Origin of the sequence: Embleya sp. NPDC059237, assembly GCF_042754105.1 — a bacterium.
GTDB lineage: Bacteria > Actinomycetota > Actinomycetes > Streptomycetales > Streptomycetaceae > Embleya.
The window spans coordinates 278,517-297,061 of sequence record NZ_JBHZAE010000013.1 but is presented as its reverse complement, the minus strand read 5'-3'; the positions used below and the strand labels follow the sequence as shown (position 1 = coordinate 297,061).

The 18,545-nt window shown below is 70.8% G+C and carries 15 protein-coding genes; 10 read left to right on the top strand and 5 right to left on the bottom strand.

Annotated features, from left to right (window positions below; genetic code table 11):
- Positions 1 to 629 precede the first annotated feature (629 nt).
- The 9 genes from ACFXKZ_RS35135 (at position 630) to ACFXKZ_RS35095 (ending at position 11,640) form a co-directional block, all read left to right on the top strand.
- Positions 630 to 5,897, top strand: coding sequence for a type I polyketide synthase (locus ACFXKZ_RS35135; RefSeq protein ID WP_380006051.1), 5,268 nt, complete (start codon positions 630 to 632; stop codon positions 5,895 to 5,897).
- Between the two features lie 223 nt (positions 5,898 to 6,120).
- A complete protein-coding gene (locus ACFXKZ_RS35130; RefSeq protein WP_380006049.1) occupies positions 6,121 to 7,053 on the top strand; it encodes a hypothetical protein in 933 nt (310 codons plus the stop codon).
- Positions 7,028 to 8,377, top strand: coding sequence for an NAD(P)/FAD-dependent oxidoreductase (locus tag ACFXKZ_RS35125; RefSeq protein ID WP_380006047.1), 1,350 nt, complete (start codon positions 7,028 to 7,030; stop codon positions 8,375 to 8,377). Before ACFXKZ_RS35130 ends, ACFXKZ_RS35125 begins: the two co-directional genes overlap by 26 nt.
- 273 nt (positions 8,378 to 8,650) lie before the next feature.
- On the top strand, positions 8,651 to 8,971 hold the full coding sequence (locus tag ACFXKZ_RS35120; protein WP_380006045.1) for a hypothetical protein: 321 nt from the start codon (positions 8,651 to 8,653) through the stop codon (positions 8,969 to 8,971).
- 460 nt (positions 8,972 to 9,431) lie between these two features.
- Positions 9,432 to 9,791 carry a hypothetical protein gene (locus ACFXKZ_RS35115; protein ID WP_380006043.1) on the top strand — a complete coding sequence of 120 codons (360 nt, stop codon included), beginning with the start codon at positions 9,432 to 9,434 and terminating at the stop codon, positions 9,789 to 9,791.
- Positions 9,788 to 9,922 (top strand): hypothetical protein, encoded by a 135-nt coding sequence (locus ACFXKZ_RS35110; RefSeq protein WP_380006041.1) that lies wholly within the window; start codon positions 9,788 to 9,790, stop codon positions 9,920 to 9,922. The genes ACFXKZ_RS35115 and ACFXKZ_RS35110 overlap by 4 nt, the downstream gene beginning before the upstream one ends.
- 179 nt (positions 9,923 to 10,101) lie before the next feature.
- On the top strand, positions 10,102 to 10,677 hold the full coding sequence (locus ACFXKZ_RS35105; RefSeq protein WP_380006039.1) for a hypothetical protein: 576 nt from the start codon (positions 10,102 to 10,104) through the stop codon (positions 10,675 to 10,677).
- A gap of 37 nt (positions 10,678 to 10,714) precedes the next feature.
- Positions 10,715 to 11,224, top strand: coding sequence for a LuxR C-terminal-related transcriptional regulator (locus ACFXKZ_RS35100; RefSeq protein WP_380006037.1), 510 nt, complete (start codon positions 10,715 to 10,717; stop codon positions 11,222 to 11,224).
- Between the two features lie 11 nt (positions 11,225 to 11,235).
- Positions 11,236 to 11,640, top strand: a complete 405-nt coding sequence (locus ACFXKZ_RS35095) for a nuclear transport factor 2 family protein (RefSeq protein WP_380006035.1) — start codon at positions 11,236 to 11,238, stop codon at positions 11,638 to 11,640.
- On the opposite strand, the gene ACFXKZ_RS35090 is transcribed toward ACFXKZ_RS35095, so the two are convergent.
- Positions 11,579 to 12,145, bottom strand: coding sequence for a helicase-related protein (locus tag ACFXKZ_RS35090; RefSeq protein WP_380006119.1), 567 nt, complete (start codon positions 12,143 to 12,145; stop codon positions 11,579 to 11,581). The two genes, ACFXKZ_RS35095 and ACFXKZ_RS35090, sit on opposite strands and share 62 nt — an antisense overlap.
- A 246-nt stretch (positions 12,146 to 12,391) precedes the next feature.
- Between ACFXKZ_RS35090 and ACFXKZ_RS35085 the strand changes: the two genes are divergently transcribed.
- Positions 12,392 to 12,937 carry a hypothetical protein gene (locus ACFXKZ_RS35085; RefSeq protein ID WP_380006033.1) on the top strand — a complete coding sequence of 182 codons (546 nt, stop codon included), beginning with the start codon at positions 12,392 to 12,394 and terminating at the stop codon, positions 12,935 to 12,937.
- A 521-nt stretch (positions 12,938 to 13,458) separates the two neighbouring features.
- Here the strand turns inward: ACFXKZ_RS35085 and ACFXKZ_RS35080 are convergent.
- The 4 genes from ACFXKZ_RS35080 to ACFXKZ_RS35065 all read right to left on the bottom strand — a co-directional run bounded on the left by ACFXKZ_RS35080 (position 13,459) and on the right by ACFXKZ_RS35065 (position 18,175).
- Positions 13,459 to 14,391: a barstar family protein gene (locus ACFXKZ_RS35080; RefSeq protein WP_380006031.1), complete on the bottom strand. Its 933-nt coding sequence runs from the start codon at positions 14,389 to 14,391 to the stop codon at positions 13,459 to 13,461.
- Positions 14,392 to 15,302: 911 nt separating this feature from the next.
- Positions 15,303 to 16,649 carry a VWA domain-containing protein gene (locus ACFXKZ_RS35075; protein ID WP_380006029.1) on the bottom strand — a complete coding sequence of 449 codons (1,347 nt, stop codon included), beginning with the start codon at positions 16,647 to 16,649 and terminating at the stop codon, positions 15,303 to 15,305.
- Positions 16,650 to 17,145: 496 nt separating this feature from the next.
- Positions 17,146 to 17,367 (bottom strand): hypothetical protein, encoded by a 222-nt coding sequence (locus ACFXKZ_RS35070; protein WP_380006027.1) that lies wholly within the window; start codon positions 17,365 to 17,367, stop codon positions 17,146 to 17,148.
- Positions 17,368 to 17,686: 319 nt separating this feature from the next.
- Positions 17,687 to 18,175, bottom strand: coding sequence for a hypothetical protein (locus ACFXKZ_RS35065; protein ID WP_380006025.1), 489 nt, complete (start codon positions 18,173 to 18,175; stop codon positions 17,687 to 17,689).
- Positions 18,176 to 18,545: the final 370 nt, after the last annotated feature.

Here is an 18,545-nt window from a genome sequence, read left to right as displayed (position 1 = left end):
CTTCGGGCGGCGGAGACTCCGGCGACGGTGGCCGCGGACAGCCCGGCGGCGGAGGTGGTGCCGTGCTGTCCTTGCCCAGACCTGCCCGACTGTATCCGGGCAGCCGACCCGGAACCGGCCGGGGGCGGGGATGTTCGTGGTTCGCGGGCATCTGCGGACGCGTCATGTGTCAGGCCGCCGACGGCGTCGCCGAGGAGTCCGGTGACCAGGACGAGGAAGAGGGCGGCCATTCCGACCTGCCGGGCAGGACCCCGTTTCCACAAGCACCTGAGCGATCGGAGTCCGCGCCCCAAGTGCGCCTTTTCGTGCGCCCTTTCGTGCGCCCTGCCGAAGGGTTTCTACTGGCGGTGCGCGAGCCTCGTCATCGGCAACGTGGTGGTGCTGTACATCCGCGCGCCACCCGGTAGAGGCAGGAAGTGCCCGCGGCTTCCGCGAGGACGATCCCACCCGACCGGTGACGGCAGGCCGAGGGTATCGCGCGTCCCGGCATGGATCGGGACCTCATAGCACAGGCGTCACGAAATCTCGAGACGAAGCCGGCAAGCGGAAGGCCGGGGACGACCGGGCCCCGCCCGGTCCGTTGCTCACGCCACGGCACGGCGATCGCCGAGTGGAGAGCAGGAGCAACCATGTCAGCTTCCAGTGCCGAACCGATCGCGATCATCGGCATCGGTTGTCGTTTCCCCGGTCACGTGGAGAGCGCCGCGGGGTTGTGGGCCTTGGCGGCGCAAGGCCGACGCACGGTGGGCCCGGTGCCGGCCGGCCGGTGGGACGCATCGCGCCTTGCGGCCCTGCACGCGCCCGAACTGGCCGAACGGGCGGGGCGCGGCTGTTTCGTGGACGGGGACGTGTGGGCGTGGGATCCGGAGGCGTTCTCGGTCGCACCGATGGAACAGCGCTGGGTCGATCCGCAGTTCCGGATGCTGATGGAGGTGGCCTGGCAGGCCGTGGAGCACGCCGGGATTCCCATGGAGGCGATCCGCGGCTCGCGGACCGGTGTCTACATGGGCACGTACGCCCCGGACAACCTTTTCCGCGAGGCGCGGCCGGTCGAAGACGCCCCCAACAGCGCCTACCTGTTCGGGAACTTCACCGCCGGCGCGGCGGGCCGAGTGGCGTTCGCGATGGATTTGCGCGGCCCGGTGATGGTCGTCAGTACCCACTGTTCCTCCGGGTTGGTCGCCCTGGACACCGCGTGCGGGGCGCTCACCCTGGGCGAGTGCGACACGGCGTTGGCCGGGGCGGTGTTGCTGATGATCTCGCCCGAGACGCACTACTACGAAGCGCCGTTGTTGTTGTCACGGCGCGGGGGCTGCTACGCGTTCGACTCCCGTGCCGACGGCTACGTGCGGGGCGAGGGCGCGGGTGTTTTGGTCCTGAAGCGGATGGCCGACGCACGGCGTGACGGAGACCGGGTGCTCGCCGTCATCCGGGGCAGCGCGGTCAACAACGACGGCCAGGCCACCCGCTTGACTGCGCCGTCCACGCGGTTGCAACAGCAGTTGTTCCGCGAGGCGGTCGCCAAGGCGGGTATCGATCCGGGCGAGGTGGGGCTGGTGGAGGCCCACGGCCCCGGCACCGCGGTGGGCGATCCCGTCGAGTTCACGTCCATCGACGCGGTCTACGGACACGGCCGGGGTCGGTGTGCCCTGGGGTCGATCAAGACGAACATCGGGCATTCCGAGCCGGTGTCCGGCATCGCGGGCACCATCAAGGCGGTGGAGTCCCTGCGCCAAGGCGCCGTCCCGCCCAACGCCGGCTTCCGGCAGTGGAACCCCGCCATCGCGCGGGACGAGAATTCACGGCTGTTCGTGCCGACCGAACTCACCGCGTGGCCGGTGGACGGCGAGACACGACTGGCCACCGTCTGCTCCTACGGCGTGACCGGTACCAACGCCCACGTGGTCCTGGAGTCCGCGCCCGTGCCCGTACGGCGGCGACGGCTCGCAGCCCCCGGCAGCGGTGACGTGCGGTTGTTCGTCCTGTCGGGTTCCTCCCCGCAGTCCCTGGCACCCGCCGCCGCGCGTCTGGCGCAGTGGGCCCAACGGGAGGGAGTGACGACCGCGCTGGAGGATGTGGCGCACACGCTCGCGGTACGCCGCTCGCACGGGGACTGCCGACTGGGCATCGTCGCCCGCGATCGCGGTGAACTCGCGTCCCGGGCTGCGGCGTTCGCGAGCGGACGGGTATGCGACGGTGTCGTGTCCGGGTCGCCGGTGCTGCCGCCCGGACACGCGGGCCCGGTGTTCGTGTTCACGGGACAGGGCTCCCAGCGCCCGGGGATGTGCCGCGACCTGCTGGCGGTCGACCCGGTGTTCGCCGCGGCCATCGACGGGATGGAGCCGCTGATCGGCGCCGAGGCCGGGTTCTCGCTCCGCGAGATGATCGAGCACCCCGGCCGTCTGGTCGGCCTCGAGCGGATCCAGCCGGTGCTGTTCGGTGTCCAGGTCGCGCTTGCGGCCGTGTGGCGGTCGTGGGGCATCGAACCCGCCGCGGTCATCGGACAGTCCCTCGGTGAGATAGCCGCGGCCGTGGTCGCCGGCGGACTCCGCCTGCAGGACGGCGTGAGGGTGATCTGCCGCCGCTCCGCGCTCCTGGCCACCATCACCGGCGGCGCCATGGCCTCCGTCATGCTCCCCGCCGACCAGGCGCAGGCGGCGATCGACGCCGCCGGTGCGCGCGGCGTGACGCTCGGTGTGCTCACCTCACCCGGGATCACCGTCGTCTCGGGTGACGCCGCCGGGGTCGCCGCGCTGGTCGAGCAGTGGTCGAGCGACGGCGTGGCGGCCCGGCTCATCGACGTCGAGGTGGCCTCGCACTCCCCACAGGTCGATTCGATCCTCCCGCGTTTGTACACGGCCTTGGCAGACCTGCCCGAGGCTCGGCCCGGAATTCCCTTCTACTCCACCGTCACCCCCGACCCGACAGCCCCGGTGACCTTGGACGGCGCGTACTGGGTACGCAATCAGCGCGAACCGGTGCGCTTCCGGACCGCTGTGTCGGCCGCCCTCGCCCACGGGCACCGGCTGTTCATCGAATGCACTCCCCACCCACTGGCCGTCCGGCCCGTCCTGGACACCGCCCGACACGACGACGCGCCCGACACCGTCGCGGTCGGCAGCCTGCGTCAGGGGACACCGGATCAGGAAGCCTTTCTGGCCCACCTCGCCGCCGTACACACCGCCGGCGGCGACGTGATCGACTGGAGTACGCACTACGGTGCCGGGCACCTGGTCGACGTGCCCGGTACCACCTGGCACCGCACCCGCCACGGCGGAGACGAACAGCCGTACCAACTGGTCGCCCCCTCCCTGCCCGGAAGCGGCCAACACCCCCTCCTGGGCGGTCACGTGCACGACCCCGACCACCCCGGGCGCCATCTGTGGCAGACCCCGGTCGGCCCTCGACGACTGCCCTGGCTCGCCGACCACCGGGTCGCCGACGTCCCCGTGCTGCCCGGCACGGCGGCCGTCGAAATGATGCTCGCCGCCGCAGCCCGGGTCTTCGACACCCGCCATGTCACCGTCCGCGACGTGAGTGTGCTCAAGCCACTGATCCTGGAGCCGGAACCAACCGTCACCAGCCGACTCCTGCGCGACGGCGACACCGCCCTCGTCGAAATCGTCTCCATCACGTCGCACACCACAACCGTGCACGCGCGCGGCACCGTGCACGCGGCGCCGGCCGACGAGCGGCCCGCGCCGCTCACCCCGGCCGAACGTGCCCCCAACGGCTGGCTCGACAGCGCACCCTCCGCCCTGCACCGCACGTTCCGCGAGCGCCACGACGTTTTCCACGGCCCGGCATTCACCGCCATCGACCGCATCCGGATCCACCCCGAACACGACCTTGCCCTCGCGGCGATGCACACCCACGAATCCGCGCGGGTGTCCGCCTGGACCATGTCACTGCACCCCGCACTCGCCGACCAGGCGGTCCAGATCGCAGTCTCGGCCTGGTTGGCCCACCATCGGCTCGCCCCGGGCCCCGTCGTCGTCACCTCCTTCGACGAGGTCACCGTCCACGGCAACACCGCCCACACCCGGCTCGCCGCCATCCGCGTCCACCACGCCGACGACCTCGGCTGCACCGCATCGGCCCGCCTCGCCACCGCCGACGGCACCGTGGTCGCCGAGATCCGCGGACTGCACGTCGCCAACATCACCCCACCCGCGAAACGGTTCACCGACCGCCTCTCCCACCTGCAATGGACGCCCCAGCCCCCACCGACGGGCCGCGACCGCGCGCGAGCCGGCACGGTGACACTGCTCGACGCCGGCGCGGGCGACACCTGGCCCGCACACCTGGCCCTGGAACTGGACAACCACACCGCAGGCTGTCACCTGAGGCCACTGGCCACCGCACTCACGAACCCCACCGCGGACGGAGCCGACACCGTCGTCCTCGCCCTCGGCGACGAGGACGCCCCCAACGACCCGGCGGCTCCCACCGCCCGTCCCGGACCCGCGCAAGCCGCCCACGACCTCGTCGGACACACCATCGCCCTCATCGATCACCTGGCCCACCGACCCCACGCACCCAGACTGTGGGTGATCACCCGCTCCCACGGCCCCACCGCGACAGCCGTACGCGGAGCCCTCCGCGCCGCCGCCTACGAACACCCCGAACTCGCCCCCAGCTTCCTGCGATTCACCTCCGACACCCCATACGGACAGGTCCTGGACGAACTCCTCGACACCCACCGACCCCTCACCGAGATCGCGCTCCGACCCGACGGACGGCACATCGCCCGCATACTCCCCGGCCCCGACACCGGCACGCCCTCCACCACCGAACCGGCCTCACCGGTGCACCCCCGGGCGTCATACCTGGTCACCGGCGGCCTGGGCGGCCTGGGCCTGCTCACCGTGCAATGGCTCGCCAGACGCCGCGCCGCCCGGATCGTGATCAACGGCCGCTCCGAGCCCACACGACAGACACACGCCGCCCTCGCCACGCTTCGCGCCGCAGGCACCGACATCCGGATCGTCCGCGGCGACATCGCCGACCCCGCCGTCGCCACCGAGGCGGTGTCCACGGCCCAGGCCGACGGGCTCCCCCTACGCGGGGTACTGCATGCCGCCGGCGTCGTCGAGGACGCCACCATCGCGCGCCTGGACCAAGACCTTCTCGCCCGCGTCTGGCGAGGCAAGGCGGACGGTGCCTGGACACTGCACCGAGCCACCCGGGACCTGGAACTCGACTTCTTCGTCCTCTACTCCTCCGTCGCCTCCCTCATCGGCTCGCCCGGCCAGACCGCCTACGCCGCCGCAAACGCCTTCCTGGACGGCCTCGTCACCCTGCGCCTGACACAAGGACTGCCGGCCACCGGCATCCACTGGGGCCCCTGGAGCGACGTCGGCCGCGGCCGACACCTGGCCGAACGCGGCTTCGCCACCATCACCCCGACCGACGGGATCGACGCCCTCGAACGCATCCTCGACGCCGGCCACCACCGGGTCGCCTATTCCCCGCTCGACGTCGCCCAGTGGATCGCGCCCTACCCGGCGCTGCGCACCTCCACCCTGTTCACCGCACTACCCACGACCACGGACGACGAGCACGACAACGCGCCGCTACGCGACCGACTCCTGACCGCCCCAAGCCCGTCGGCACGCCGCAACCTCCTGGAAGCCTTCATCATCGACACCGTCCGCGACCTCCTCGGCGCCACCACGCGCCACATCGGTCCCGACACCAGCCTGGTCATCCTCGGACTGGACTCCCTCGGCGCCGTCCAACTCCAACAACGCATCCAATACGCGCTGAAAACCGAGATGAAACCCGGCGTCATTTGGGTCAAACCCAACGCGGCCGCCCTGTGCGAATGGCTCCTGGCACACCTGGGCCTCGACGAGACCACACCCCCCGCGCCCGCCACCCAAGGCTCCGCATGACGAGCAACATGCCCGACGCCGAGCCCCCTTCCACCCGGAAAGGGCCGCCCACGCCGCCCGCACACAACCCACCCGTCGGATCCGGCGGCACCGCACGCCGAAACACTCCCACGGCTTCGACCCGCACCAAGGCCCGCGCCTCTGCGCCCGCCGGGGGCGGCCGACCGAAACGTGCCCGCACCCCGACCATCCGAAAAGGCGACGTCGAACGAGGAGAGTCACGATGCCCCCACACGACACCGACGCGGTAAACCTGGCGAGCGAGATCCTGATCGGCACCACCCGACAAAACGTCGGCAACCTCGCCGTGGCCCTTGTCGGCCTCGCCTCGACCGTCGTGATCATCGTGTGGGCCGCACGCGAGTACCGCACGAAACACAGGCCGCAACTGTGGATCCTGTTGGCGGCATCCCTTCTGGGGTGGCTCGCGGACTCCGGAGCCAGGATGCTGATCGGCCTGCAGGCAGACCCCGGTGCCAACGGCCTCATCCTCTACCGGGCCTTCGGCATCGACATGGCGATCTGGATGGGCTTCATGTTCCCGCCCTACATCTGTTTCATCGGCTACTCCACGTTCCTGGCCTTCGAAGAAGGCTGGACGCGGCGCGCATTCCGCCTGATCCTCCCGGTCGCCGTCACGATCGACACGGCGGGCGAGTACGTCATGATCCACGGAGCCCACCTGTACTCCTACACCGGCCGACAACCCCTGGACCTCTTCGGACTTCCCCTGGTGTGGCCGTGCGCGATCGTGACCACGCCGATGCTCACCGGCGCCACGGTCGCGCTGTTGTCCCGACACGTACACGGCAGGACATGGCTTCTCACCCTGCCCCTACTGGGCAGCGGATACATCGCCTACCTCGCCGCCGTCTCCTGGCCCAGCATGGTGGCCCGGAGCACCGACGCGAGCAGCACCGCGCTCACGATCATCGGCATCGCCACACTCGGGGGTCTGCTGGCCACCGTTCATCTCCTCGGCCTCTTCCTACCCGAAGGCCCACCGCGACCGCGTACAAAACGCCCGCCCGAACCCGACCGCCTCCCGGCCGCGAGCGACACCGACCGATCCCCGGCCCCCGCCTGCGCACCGCACCCACCACACACCGGAGCGGGCTCTCGGAGAACCCATGACCCCCGCCCTTCCCCCCTGTGAAGAGCGTGCCGCCGTCATCGGCGCCGGCATCGCCGGTCTGCTCGCCGCACGCGTACTCGCCGACCACTACCCCCAAGTCGTCATCCTCGAGCGAGACCGGATCCCCGAAACACCCCAACCACGCACCGGCGTTCCGCAAGGACACCATGTCCACGCCCTCTTCGGCCGAGGCATCCTCGCCATGGAAGAACTCCTGCCCGGATTCGGCGACGCGCTGTGCGCTCGAGGCGGTCAGCGCATCGACGCGGGCAAGGACCTCGTCATCGCCACACGCCACGGCCACGGACGACGATTCGCCTCCGACCTCCAGGCCCTCGGCGCAAGCCGACCCCTGATCGAAGAAGTCATCAGAGAACACGTCCTGGCACTGCCCTCCGTACACCTGCTCCAACGCCACCGGATCGACACCCTTACCGGCACATCCCGACACGTCACCGGCGTCACGGCCACCGAACACCACACCGGCCACGCCTTCCGCCTCCCCGCACAACTGGTCGTCGACGCCGCCGGGCGCGGCTCCCCCCTCCCGCGCTGGCTGGCCGAACTCCGCTGCCCGCCCGTCCCGGAAACGACAGTCAACGCGCACGTCGGCTACGCCACCCGTACCTACCGCCGCGCCCGCACAAGCCACCCGCCACCCTGGCGTGCCTGCTACAGCCCGCCCCAAGGCCCCACACTCACCCGCGGAGGGGTACTGGCCCCCCTCGAAAACGACCGATGGATCGCCACCCTCACCGGCATCGGAGCCGACCGCCCCACCTCGTCGGACACCGAATTCCTCCCCTTCGCCCGCACCCTCGCCACCCCACTCATCGCCGACGTCCTCACCGACTCCGCACCCCTGACCCCCGTGATACGCAGCAACTCCACCGCGAATCGACGCCGTTTCCTGCACCGGGCGACCCACCTGCCCGACAACCTGCTCGTCATCGGCGACTCCGCATGCGCGTTCGACCCCATCTACGCCCAAGGAATCACCGTGGCGGCACTCGACGCGACGACACTGCGCGCCTGCCTGACCGGCCCCGGCGCCCCCCGACACTCACTCGCCGGCCGGTACCACCGCAGGCTCAACGCCCTGCACACCCCACCCTGGCTCCTCGCGACCACCGCCGACCTGCGCTTCCCCGACACCCAGGGACAACTCCGCGCCCACCACCGCATACTCGGCCGCTACCTGGACCTGGTCCTCGCCGCCGGCACCCGCGACCGCAACGCCCAAGCCGCCTTCCTGAACGTACTCACCATGGTCCGCCACCCGGCCTTCCTCCTGACTCCCCGAGTCCTCCTCGGCGCGGTGGCCTCCCTACGCCACGACGATTGACGAGTAGCGACGAGTCGGTCCGCGCCCTGGCCGGCGGGTCGACGGCCACTCGTCAAAGGTGACGGCGGGGCGGCGCCAGGCGCATCCGCCGAACCTGCCGTGCCGTCATTCACATGCGTCGGCGAGCACCGTCGCCACAGCGCCGTGACCATGGCTGCCCGTCGAATGTGAACGCGCCGTGTGCGGCCCTTCGGCGCGCCGCAGGGGCGCGTCGGCGTCGTCCCGCAGGGCCACCCCGGCGACATCGCACGGGCAGGGTGAGAGCAGAACGCCATGGCGTTCCGATCACGCACAACCACGGGAACGGGTGCACTTCTGATTGCCGCAACGACGGTCCTGGCCGGCCTCGTCGGCACGACGCCGGCACAGGCCGCCTCCGGCGGAACCGCGCCCGCCTGCATCGATCGCAGCGACGTCACCAACATTCCCGACGGTGGTATTTCCGGCTACCTCTACAACTCCTGCGGCAAGACGATGCGGGTCAAAGTCATCGTCAAGCACTGGCGGGACACCTCCTGCTACACCATCAAGAACAAGCACAGCCAGTACGTGCACACCCTCGGCGGACAGTACGGACGAACCGTGGTCTGCTGACCGAACGCTCGTCCTGCGCAGGGCCCGACGGCAACCCGTCGCGGGGCGCCGTACAGCCCCGAATCGCGCGGGCGAATCGAATCCCGGGGCAAACCCCGGCTTCGTCCGCATGTCCGCCCATGCGGGGCGGACATGCGGGTGCCCCCGCCTGTTTAAGGAACCGGGGCCACGTCGGCGGCCACCGGGTGCAACAACACGAACCATCTCACCGGGTCCACGACGCGGCCCGATACCAACGAAAAGTGCCGACACGCATCGATCGGACATTGCCGGGCCCGGCGTGTCGTGCTCCGTTCCAGCCGTCAATGGATCACCCGCCGCTCGTTGCGCCGACGCACCCAACTCACCGGCGGCGTGTCGCGTGGCGCCGTCGGCGTTGGCGAGGCTCCCAGGGGGACAGCGTCGGGGACTCCCGCTGTAAGACCAATGCACATTCCAGCGGCGGCATTTCGCAGCGCGGGTGCTGATCGCGCCGGTCGACAACACCGCGATGAAGACCGGGCCCGACCTGGTCGCGGTTGTCAGCGACTCGAACCAGCGGGGTTCCAGGCACGGTCCGGAACTCTTCACGCTCGATGCGGCCGGTCGGCAGATCGGCGCGCAGCCGACGCCCGTCGACGGCCCGTCGGAGGACACCGACGCGGAGATCGTGACCCTGCATCCGCTGACGCTGCTCTTCCCGCAGGCCCTCGGGACGACTTCGCGCCGCAGATCGTCCGCTTCGACCGCGATGGCACCCGGATCGGCGCCTTCTCCCTCGCAAGCCCGCAGGGACCGGTCGATTCCCTGGGTGCGCGGACTCTCCACGACCACAAGGTGACGCCGTTCCAGGTCGTGGGGGACACGCTGTACGCGGTAACCGCGAAGGACCTCGACACCCGCGTCGGCGGACCGGGCGTCGTCGCGTTCGACCCGACCTCCGGCAAGCCGGCGTCACGGACGCGATGGTGAGGAAGACGGCGGCGACCCCGGCGAACGTTTTGCCAAGAATCGACTGTGCGCCCGAACTCCTTTTCCTCGTCGCACCGTTCCACCACACTTGGCGCCTTGCGACGAGAGTCGGCGGACGATCCGCCCCGCACCACACCCTGCCGAGGCGGAAACAGCCCATCCGATGGAAAGGGAAGCAAGTGACGACGAGCCACGAGTGGAACGACCACACGATCGTGCGCATCGACGCGGAGGACGACCGCGTCCGGACCGCCGACGGATTCGGGTACGACGCGTACCTGCGGAGTAACCTGCCCGAGTTGGACGACACGGTCGACGACGTGGGCGAGTTCGTCGCCTGGGCATGGCGCGTGGCGACCGAGCCGATCATGGAGCCGGGGTACGTCAGGCTCCGCCCCGATATCGCGCAGATCCGCATCGAGGTCGACTACGAGGAGGGCGGACCGATCGCCGTGGCCGTGCTGCCGATCCGTCACCAGGCGCTGGCCCGCAGGCCCCGCGCCGGAGACTGGGCCGTCGACGTGCACGACGCCGGAGCCGGGCCATATCGGGCGGTCGGCGAACCGAGCCGCAAGAGCCCGGTGGTGGTGGCGACCGCGACCGTCGTCGTCCCCGCGGGCGGCTGGGAACTGCCGAGGCTCCCCCGAAAAGAGGATCCCGGTGTGTACAGCCGGGCCCGCGAGGCGATCGACGCCCTGGTTCGAGGAATCAACACCGATCTGGCCCCGCTGATCGCCGACCTGTACGCCCCCTGACGACGAACACCCACCCCGCCACTCGTAGTTGCGCCGTGTGTTCGCCCGGGCCGTCGCCGCCGAGCCCACGTCGAACCCGCACGACCCGCAGGATGCGCGAGAGCCGGCCGAGGGGAGGTGGCTGACCAAACGCGAGATCGAGGTGCTCACCCTGGTGGGCCACGGCCTCTCCAACCGCGAGATCGCCGACCGCCCGTACATGGGCGTGACGACGGTGAAGTCCCACCCGGCCACGATGATGAGCAAGACCGGCACGAACAACCGCGGACGCCTGACCGTCCCGCCCACCCGCATGGGTTTGCTCGCCCACCGACACCAACCGCGACGCGGGATGAAACGGCGGTCGGGCCGGTCCCCGAGGGTTGGGCGACAATGCCTCGCAGTGGCTTGCCGCATAGAAGTCCTTGGGGCACGGTGCGCTTGGGTGCCGCACGCGGGCACGTCGGCGGTACGAAGCCGAATTCGGCGCTTCCGCTCGTTCGCAGCTCGATTCGGGACCGGGTTTCCACCCCACGTTGCGATCGCTCGTATCCCGTCGTGGCGGTAGGGTCGCGACGCATGACCGCAGAATCACCGGCGCAGACTGTGCAACGACTGTTTCCCCTGCTCGCAGAGGGGAGGAGCGCCGAGGCGGCGGCGTTGTTCGCCGATTCGGTGTCGTTTTCGATCCCGCACCCGCCGGGCATTCCGTGGGTACCGGCAGTCGACTCGGCAGACGGCATGCGGACGTTCTTCGAGTTGCTCCAAACCCACGTACAGCCCAAGGAGTTCGACCTGCACCAGGTGATCGCGGAGGGCGACGACGTGATTCTCGTCGGGCACATGGTCTCCGAGGTCAAGAAGACCGGCCGGGACATCGATACCGCGTTCGCCCTGCACACCACGGTCCGGGACGGCCGGATCACCCGCTACCACCTCTACGAGGACACCTACGCCGTCGCGAGGGCCTACTTCGATTCCTGATAGCGACTGTTGCGCCTTCGCCACCCCGTGCGAGCGCGTCGCGGACGCGAACTGCGGGGGAGGGCCGCCACCGCGCGAATCGGCAACCTGCGCCACTCGGGGTGGTGAACGCAGTACCCGGTTCCGGGTCTCCATCCCGTGCCCGCCCGCATCCTTCCAGAGCCCAGTCCACGTCCTCGGCGACCCCCACGCCGCCTGCCGCTGCGCCGCTGTCGGCCGTGCTGTCCGTGTCGTCGTCGGGTGCGTCGTCGAGGAAGACGGGGACGACGATCCCGGCGACCTTGCCCTGTCCCGGTTTCTGCCGTAGGGCTCTGCCCACGGCCTGGGTAATGCTGACGATGCTTGACATTTCGTCGAAAATGGCCACGGCATCGACGGCCGGACAATCGATGCCCTCCCCGAGGATCCGCACGTTCACTACCACGGACAGATCGCCCGGGACCCCCGGTTCGGCGAACCGGCCCAGGACGCGTCGCCGGTGCTCGACGGAATGCTCGCCGTGCAGTCACTCGACTCGGCCCGCACGTACGTGGATGTCCGGTTCGGGAGTTCGCCCCGCAGCCGCCGGCCGACGTCGGGCGGTCCGAGGGTGAACTCCTTGGCCTCGGCGACGCGATGGTGGAACGTGATGACGGTGCGCAGCTTGTTCTCGCGCGGTCTTCAACAGCGCGGTCTGCAACGTCGCGAGCCGTTTCCCGCGCCAGGCCTCGACGGACGGGGGGAGGGCCGAGGGTGCCGCTAGCGTGGACACATGGAGCGCAGCCCGCTGGACGAATGGCAAGCAATGCGTCGTGTCGTCGACGGCGTTCGGCGCGACGGCGCGTTCGAAGCGCGGACATCCACAAAGGCCCTGGCGGCCATTGTCGGCTGTACGGTGCCGTTGCTCGCGGCGATGGCGGGGTCGTTCGCGAGTCCGAATCCCGACATGCCGAAGGTGCTCGTCCCGGTGGTGGCGGTGCTGCTGGTGCCCGTCGTCGTGTGGATCGTCTGGCTGGTCGTGCCGCGTGTGCGGCTGCGGGTCGACGCGGACGGCATTGCCGTCCGCGGGCGGCGCGTCGTGGCGTGGGAGGACGTGGCCGAGTTCCGGACCGGGATCGCCGCGGGGCGGGCACCGCAAAGCTACGTGCTGGTCGAACGCGCCGGCGCCGCCGGCCCGCTGCCACCCGTGAAGCTGCCGATTCTGCTCGACGTCGACACGGCAATTCTGCGCGCCGCACTCAACACCCTCCTCGTCGAGCAGCGCGAAGGAACCCAGCCCGGCCCCGGACCCGCCTGGCCGCGCCCGAGCCGGCCCTGACGCGCCTGGCCAGTCCGGTGACGTCGCGGGCCCAGTCGGACACGGTGCGGTTGATGCGGTGCGCGAACGTGGCCATCGGGGTGCCGAGTCGTTCCAGGCGTTGCTGGTCGGACGGGGTCATGACGGCGTCCTCGGGGCTCACGCGAATCCTCCGCGAGCCGACGGAACCAATCGATCGGACGAAGACGAAGATGCGTCGCCCCGACCCGCAGCAATGGGCCGCGGGTGGGCACACCATTGCCTGCTACGCCCGCGACACCGGACTGCGTTGGACACGTCCATCCGAAAAGTAGGCGGAGTTGCGTCTGACGCATCGACTCCGCACGGGGCCGGCACGGCTTTGACTTGGTCGGATGGGGCTGATCGCGTCCTTCGTTCAGGTGGCGGCGGGGTGTCCGGCCTGGGCTGATGGGAAATGCAACGCCACGATGTTGCATCGGGTGCAACCGTGGCAGTTGGGTGTGCGGGGCCCTGACGGACGGGCCGTTGCCCACTTCGTTCGTTCTCCTGGTCGGGCGCCATCACCGGAGTACGACGGTGACGCCGTACTCGCGCAGGAGGTTCACGGTCTCCTCGAAGTAGGACAGGCCGCCGCAGTGGTGCAGGATGTGGCCGGCGAGGGCGCGGCGGGCGATGTCGGCGTGGTGCCACACGAGGGTGAACGGGGGGACGACGCAGGGTCCGCCGCACAGGCAGTCCACTACCGAATCAAGGCATGTCCCGTAATTGGCGCCGGGGCCGAGAAGGGCTTCGCCGAGCGCCAGGAGTAGGCCGGCCCTGTCGGTGACGTGCTGTCCGTCCAGGTGGTACGTCCCGCCGGAGAGGGCCTGCGGCCCGTGCGGGCCGACGCGGGTGAGGTCCAGCCACTCGGATCGGCCCTCGGCGTCGAACCGTGCCCACTGGTTGGGCCGCGTGGGAACACCGTCGGACCAGATTTCCCAGACTGCGCGAGCGGCGCGGGTGGGGCGGTCGTCACCGGGGTCGGTGACGGTGACGTCGATCAGGGCTCCGCCCAGGACGGATGGGCGTGCCTCGACGGTGTCCGGGGCGAGGCGGTACTCGGTCATCGTCCGACCGTCGCGATCGAGGCACCGGAGCGTGATCGGGTCGCCCTTCTGCGGAACGAGACGGCGCAGCAGGGCCGGCAGCGGTTCGGCGGGTTCGCAGCCGATCAGGTGCACGGGCTGGGTGGGTCGCGGCGGGCGCGGGGTGAACAGGCCGTCGATGGAACGGCATCCGCCTGAGGGGCCGTCCCCCCGAATCGAGGGGAACCACAGGTCGAACCGCGGATTCGAAGGCAGCCGCCTGCCGCCCCGGAAGTCGTCCTCCCTCCTGACGCCGGTGCCCACGACGATGTCCACGCGCCCGGGATCGCCCGGCGTGGGCCACTGGGCCAGCACGGCCGTGTCCTGCAGGTCCCAGAAGTGGGCCGGCCCGTCGTTCGAGGGATCCACGGGCTCGATCGAGAGTTTCCGTCCCCCAGCAGCCGCACCGGTGCGGCGCCGGCCGCCACGGCCCGGACCAGCAGGCTCTCGCGCGGGCACCCGCGCAGCGTCAGGACCTCACGCGGCAACGGAGGCGCGTCCACGAACAGGCCCTCGACCTCCGCGCACCGCCCCCACAGCACACCATCCTGCTCATCGCCGATATCCCCCTGAACCAGGAGATACCGGACTGGGAAGTCCTGCTCCCACCCAACGCGTTCCTTGGACCGCACGCTTGTCCCCTGCCACCAGGCTGTCTCGGCGCGCCAACCCTACGGCTCGCCGACGCCGAAGCCCTCCGAATATCGCCTGCTTGGAATGACGCTCCCCGCCGCGTCCGACGAGTACGAGGCGACGGCCGGCCGGGCGTCGTGGCATCGCCGTCCGTTCGTCGCCTCAGGCGACGGGTTCGTGACCGCGGCCGTCCGGCGACAGGGTTGCCCGGATCATCGCCCGGGGGTGTGCACGAGGTCGCGAACGCGGCCTCCCGGCAGGTGTGTTGCTCGCAGCGACCGGGTGCGCCGGGCACGAGGACGCCGGGGGGCGCCGGTCACGGCGCCGAGCTCGCACGACCGGCGCCACGGCGGAGGAGGGGCGGCCACGACCGGGATCGGCCCGACCGACCGCACATCGCGCTCCCGCATGACGTCTCCGACCCTGGATGTCACGGACGGCGATGGGCAGTCCGATCATCTCGCCCGCCTTGCCGAACCAGCAACGACCCCACCGTGAGGCCGACTTCGGGCAACGATCGTGGAGATCGTCGTGGCCCCGGGCACGCCGGGCGGTCGTCGAGCGGGTGGCGCCGTCCCACACCACGAAGTCACAGCCGCAATCCACGAGTCCGCCGGTCGCTTGGGCCGTTGTGGCTCGGCAGCCGCTCAGAGCACGTTCTTGCGCCGCGCCGCGGTGATCCACTTCGGGAACTCGGAAAGCAGTCGGTCGTACAGCTCCTGGTCGGGGACTTCGCCGATGTCGTCCACGGCGAAGAAGCCGACGTTGTCGACCCGGCGCCCGCGCATCGTGTCGAGGCGCCTCAGGATGCCGTAGTCCGCGTCGCCGAGCCCCACGAACTGCCAGAACGCCGGTTCCTTGGACGCGGCCTTGAGTTCACGCTTGATCTGGTCGTCGCAGTAGACGCCGCCGTCGGAGAAGAACAGCACCAACGTGGGGACCGCCGAGGGATTGTCCCGCAGATAGGCGCGGACCTCGGCGATCACCTTGTGCTCTTCGTTGCCGAAGCCGACCGCCGTCATGTCGACCTGGCTCGGCAACAGCCCGTGTTCGGGCTCGTCCATGCCCGGACGTACATGCAGCCGCAGCCATTCGGGCATGTCACCCACGCGAAGGTCCGGCAGGCGCGCCGGGTGCGAGGCGAACGTCCATGCCTGCATCACACCGTCGTCCTCGAGCTTCGCCGCCACGGCCGCCATACGCTCCACCACGTCGGCGACGACACCTCGCGAATAGAGCCGATCCATGGAACCGGACGAGTCCATGACCAGGATCACCCGCGCGGCGATCCCGTCCGCGCCCTGCTTCCGCAGGCTCACGGCCACCTGCTCCTTGCGCAGGGAAAGACGTTCGCGCATCTCCGCGGGCAGCGCCTCCTCGCCTTCCCCGACCGGCACGACGGCGGGCGCGGTGGCCGGCGGCGTCGCAACCGGCTGTGCGGTGATCGGGTCCGCCGCCGGTTCGTCGTGCACCGCGATGCCGAAATCCGCGGCCAACCCGGCCAGTCCGGAGGCGTACCCCTGTCCGACGGCGCGGAACTTCCACCGACCTCGATGTCGGTACAACTCGCCGCCGACGAAGGCGGTCTCGATCCCGGCGGTCATGTCGAAGCGGGCGATCTCGGCCGCCGTCGCCGCGTCCAGCACCCGCAGGGACAGGTCGGGGACCTGGCCGAAGGTGCCGCCGTCGGCCGACGCGCACAGCAGGACCCGGTGTACCGCCTCTTCCACGAGCGCGAGATCCACGGCGATCGCATCGACGACACCGTCGGCGTCCACGTCCCTGCCCAGGTGCGCCACCGCGCCGGACGGGTGCCGCGCCTGGTTGTAGAAGACGAAGTCGGCGTCCCCGCGCACGTGTCCGACGTCGGTGAGCAGCAGCGCCGACGCGTCGACGTCCGGCACGCCGGCCCGCGCGGACCACGACAGCTCCGCGCGAACCTGCGTGGACTCGACAGGCAGGTTGGCGCCTTGGCTCAAAGATGGCGATGTCATGGCGCAATCCTGCCGAATATCGATCGTCGCGCTACAACCAGGGTCAGCCTGATCGGTGTTCCGCGGCTTCGAGCGCCCGGACCGTCGAGTGGTACGCCGCGTTCGACCACCGGCACGACACCCACGGCGACGTCCACGGGAGCGGGAGCGTGCCCCACCCCGGGGCCGGGCAGGCGCGATCCACGCGGGCGGGAGGGGGTGCACGGAACACATGGCTTCTCATCGGCCCGGGGCGAGGACCAGGGCGAGCAGGCGACACCGGTCCCCGCGGCGGGTGGGTGGTGGCACGCCCGGGCGTGGGCGACGACGAAGCCGCCTTCGACGTGTGGGCCGCAGGCGGTGGCGGCACGGCCGGCGAGTGGTTCACCCGCGCTTCGGGAACCGCTGCCGCCCCATACCGGCACGGCGGACGAAGACGAGTGGGCGCCCGGACACCCCCGCCGCAGATCGTCGATCCTGCGCAGTACTTCGTCCCGCGGTCCGATGCGGCAGCGACCTACAGGTCGGGCAGGGCTGCGAGTTCACCGCCGCAGCCGACCGTGAGCCGCCCGTCCGCGCTCAGCGTCAACGCATAGGGCGTCGACAGGAACGAACGCCGGGGGAGGGCCGATGTGCCGCCGGTGGAGAGATCCCACAGGCGACGGGTCCTGTCGGCGTGGCCGGTCGCGGCGTGCGAACGCCCCCAGCGCGCAGGGACGTCCGTTGTCGCGACGGCCACCACCCCCGCCGACCGCACCCCGGTGCCGCGCCTGTGCCCCGGTGGCCAGGTCCCACAAGAGCACCGCCGCGTCGTCACCGCGGGTGATCGCGATCGCGCGACCGTCCACTTCGGCCGCGGCGACGGCCCCGGATCCCGTCGATGGGGCCGTCCAGGGCCGGGCCGGCCTGCTCGCCCGTGGCCAGGTTCCATACGCGTACCGCGTCGTACTCGGCGGCGGCGACCGCGGTCGGGCGACCGTCCAACGACCGGCAGTATGGTGCGCGGTTCCGGGGCCGGGCAGGTCGCCGGCAGCTCGGCGCGATGCGAGTTCGGCTGTTCAGCCGTGGGCGGAGCGGCAGACGCGGGCTTCGGGGGTGTCGTCGCTCCGGCCGCTGAACCGAAACCCGAAGTCACAGGCCGCCCAGGGGTTGACGGCGCCCGTCTTGGAGGTGTCGCGCTCGGGTTGACCGCGTCGGGCCGATGTACCGGACGCGGAGGAATGGTCGGCCCGGTCCGATGCGCCGGATCCACGCGAGGACGGGGAGGATGGGGCCGATCGGGTGTCGGCGGGTGGGTTCGCCCTCTGCGGGTCGGGCGGTACGGTACCCGCCGGGGTCGCGGGTGTCGCCGGGTCGGCCGCGCCGAGCGGGGTCGTCGAGGACGGCCCGGCGCCCGACGAGCCGGCGCCGGCGTCGGGAAGCGGCGCGCCGTTGGCGGCCAGGGCGGGATCGAGGGCCCGGGTGGGGGCGGTGGCCGGTGTGCTGTCGCAGGCGGTCACGAGCAGGAGCACGAGGGCCGCCGCGGCGGCCGGGCGAGTGATGCGCACACGTTCCTCCGAAAACACGAGGTCTGTCCTGTCGGGGCTAACGTCCGCGTGCCCGAAGGGTTACTCGGGTGTTGTGCCGGCCCGCGGCGCGAGTTGCGCCTCACGGCGCGTGGTTCACGAGTTCGGGATGCTCGGGTCGGGGCGTCCTTCGGTGCCGGGCATGTCGGCTTCGGTGACCCCGCCCCGGGCAGGTCTGCCAACTCTCCGGTGGCCTCGGCGCCGCAATTCGCCGACTGATCCGTTGCCGGGGCGTGGGTCGCTCGTTGAACCGATGTCGCGACCGGCGCGTGCCACGTGCCGGTGCGGAAGCCGGGTGCCGGAATCACCCGATCGAACGACAGCGAGGAACCGGCCGCGGCCGAGAGGGTCA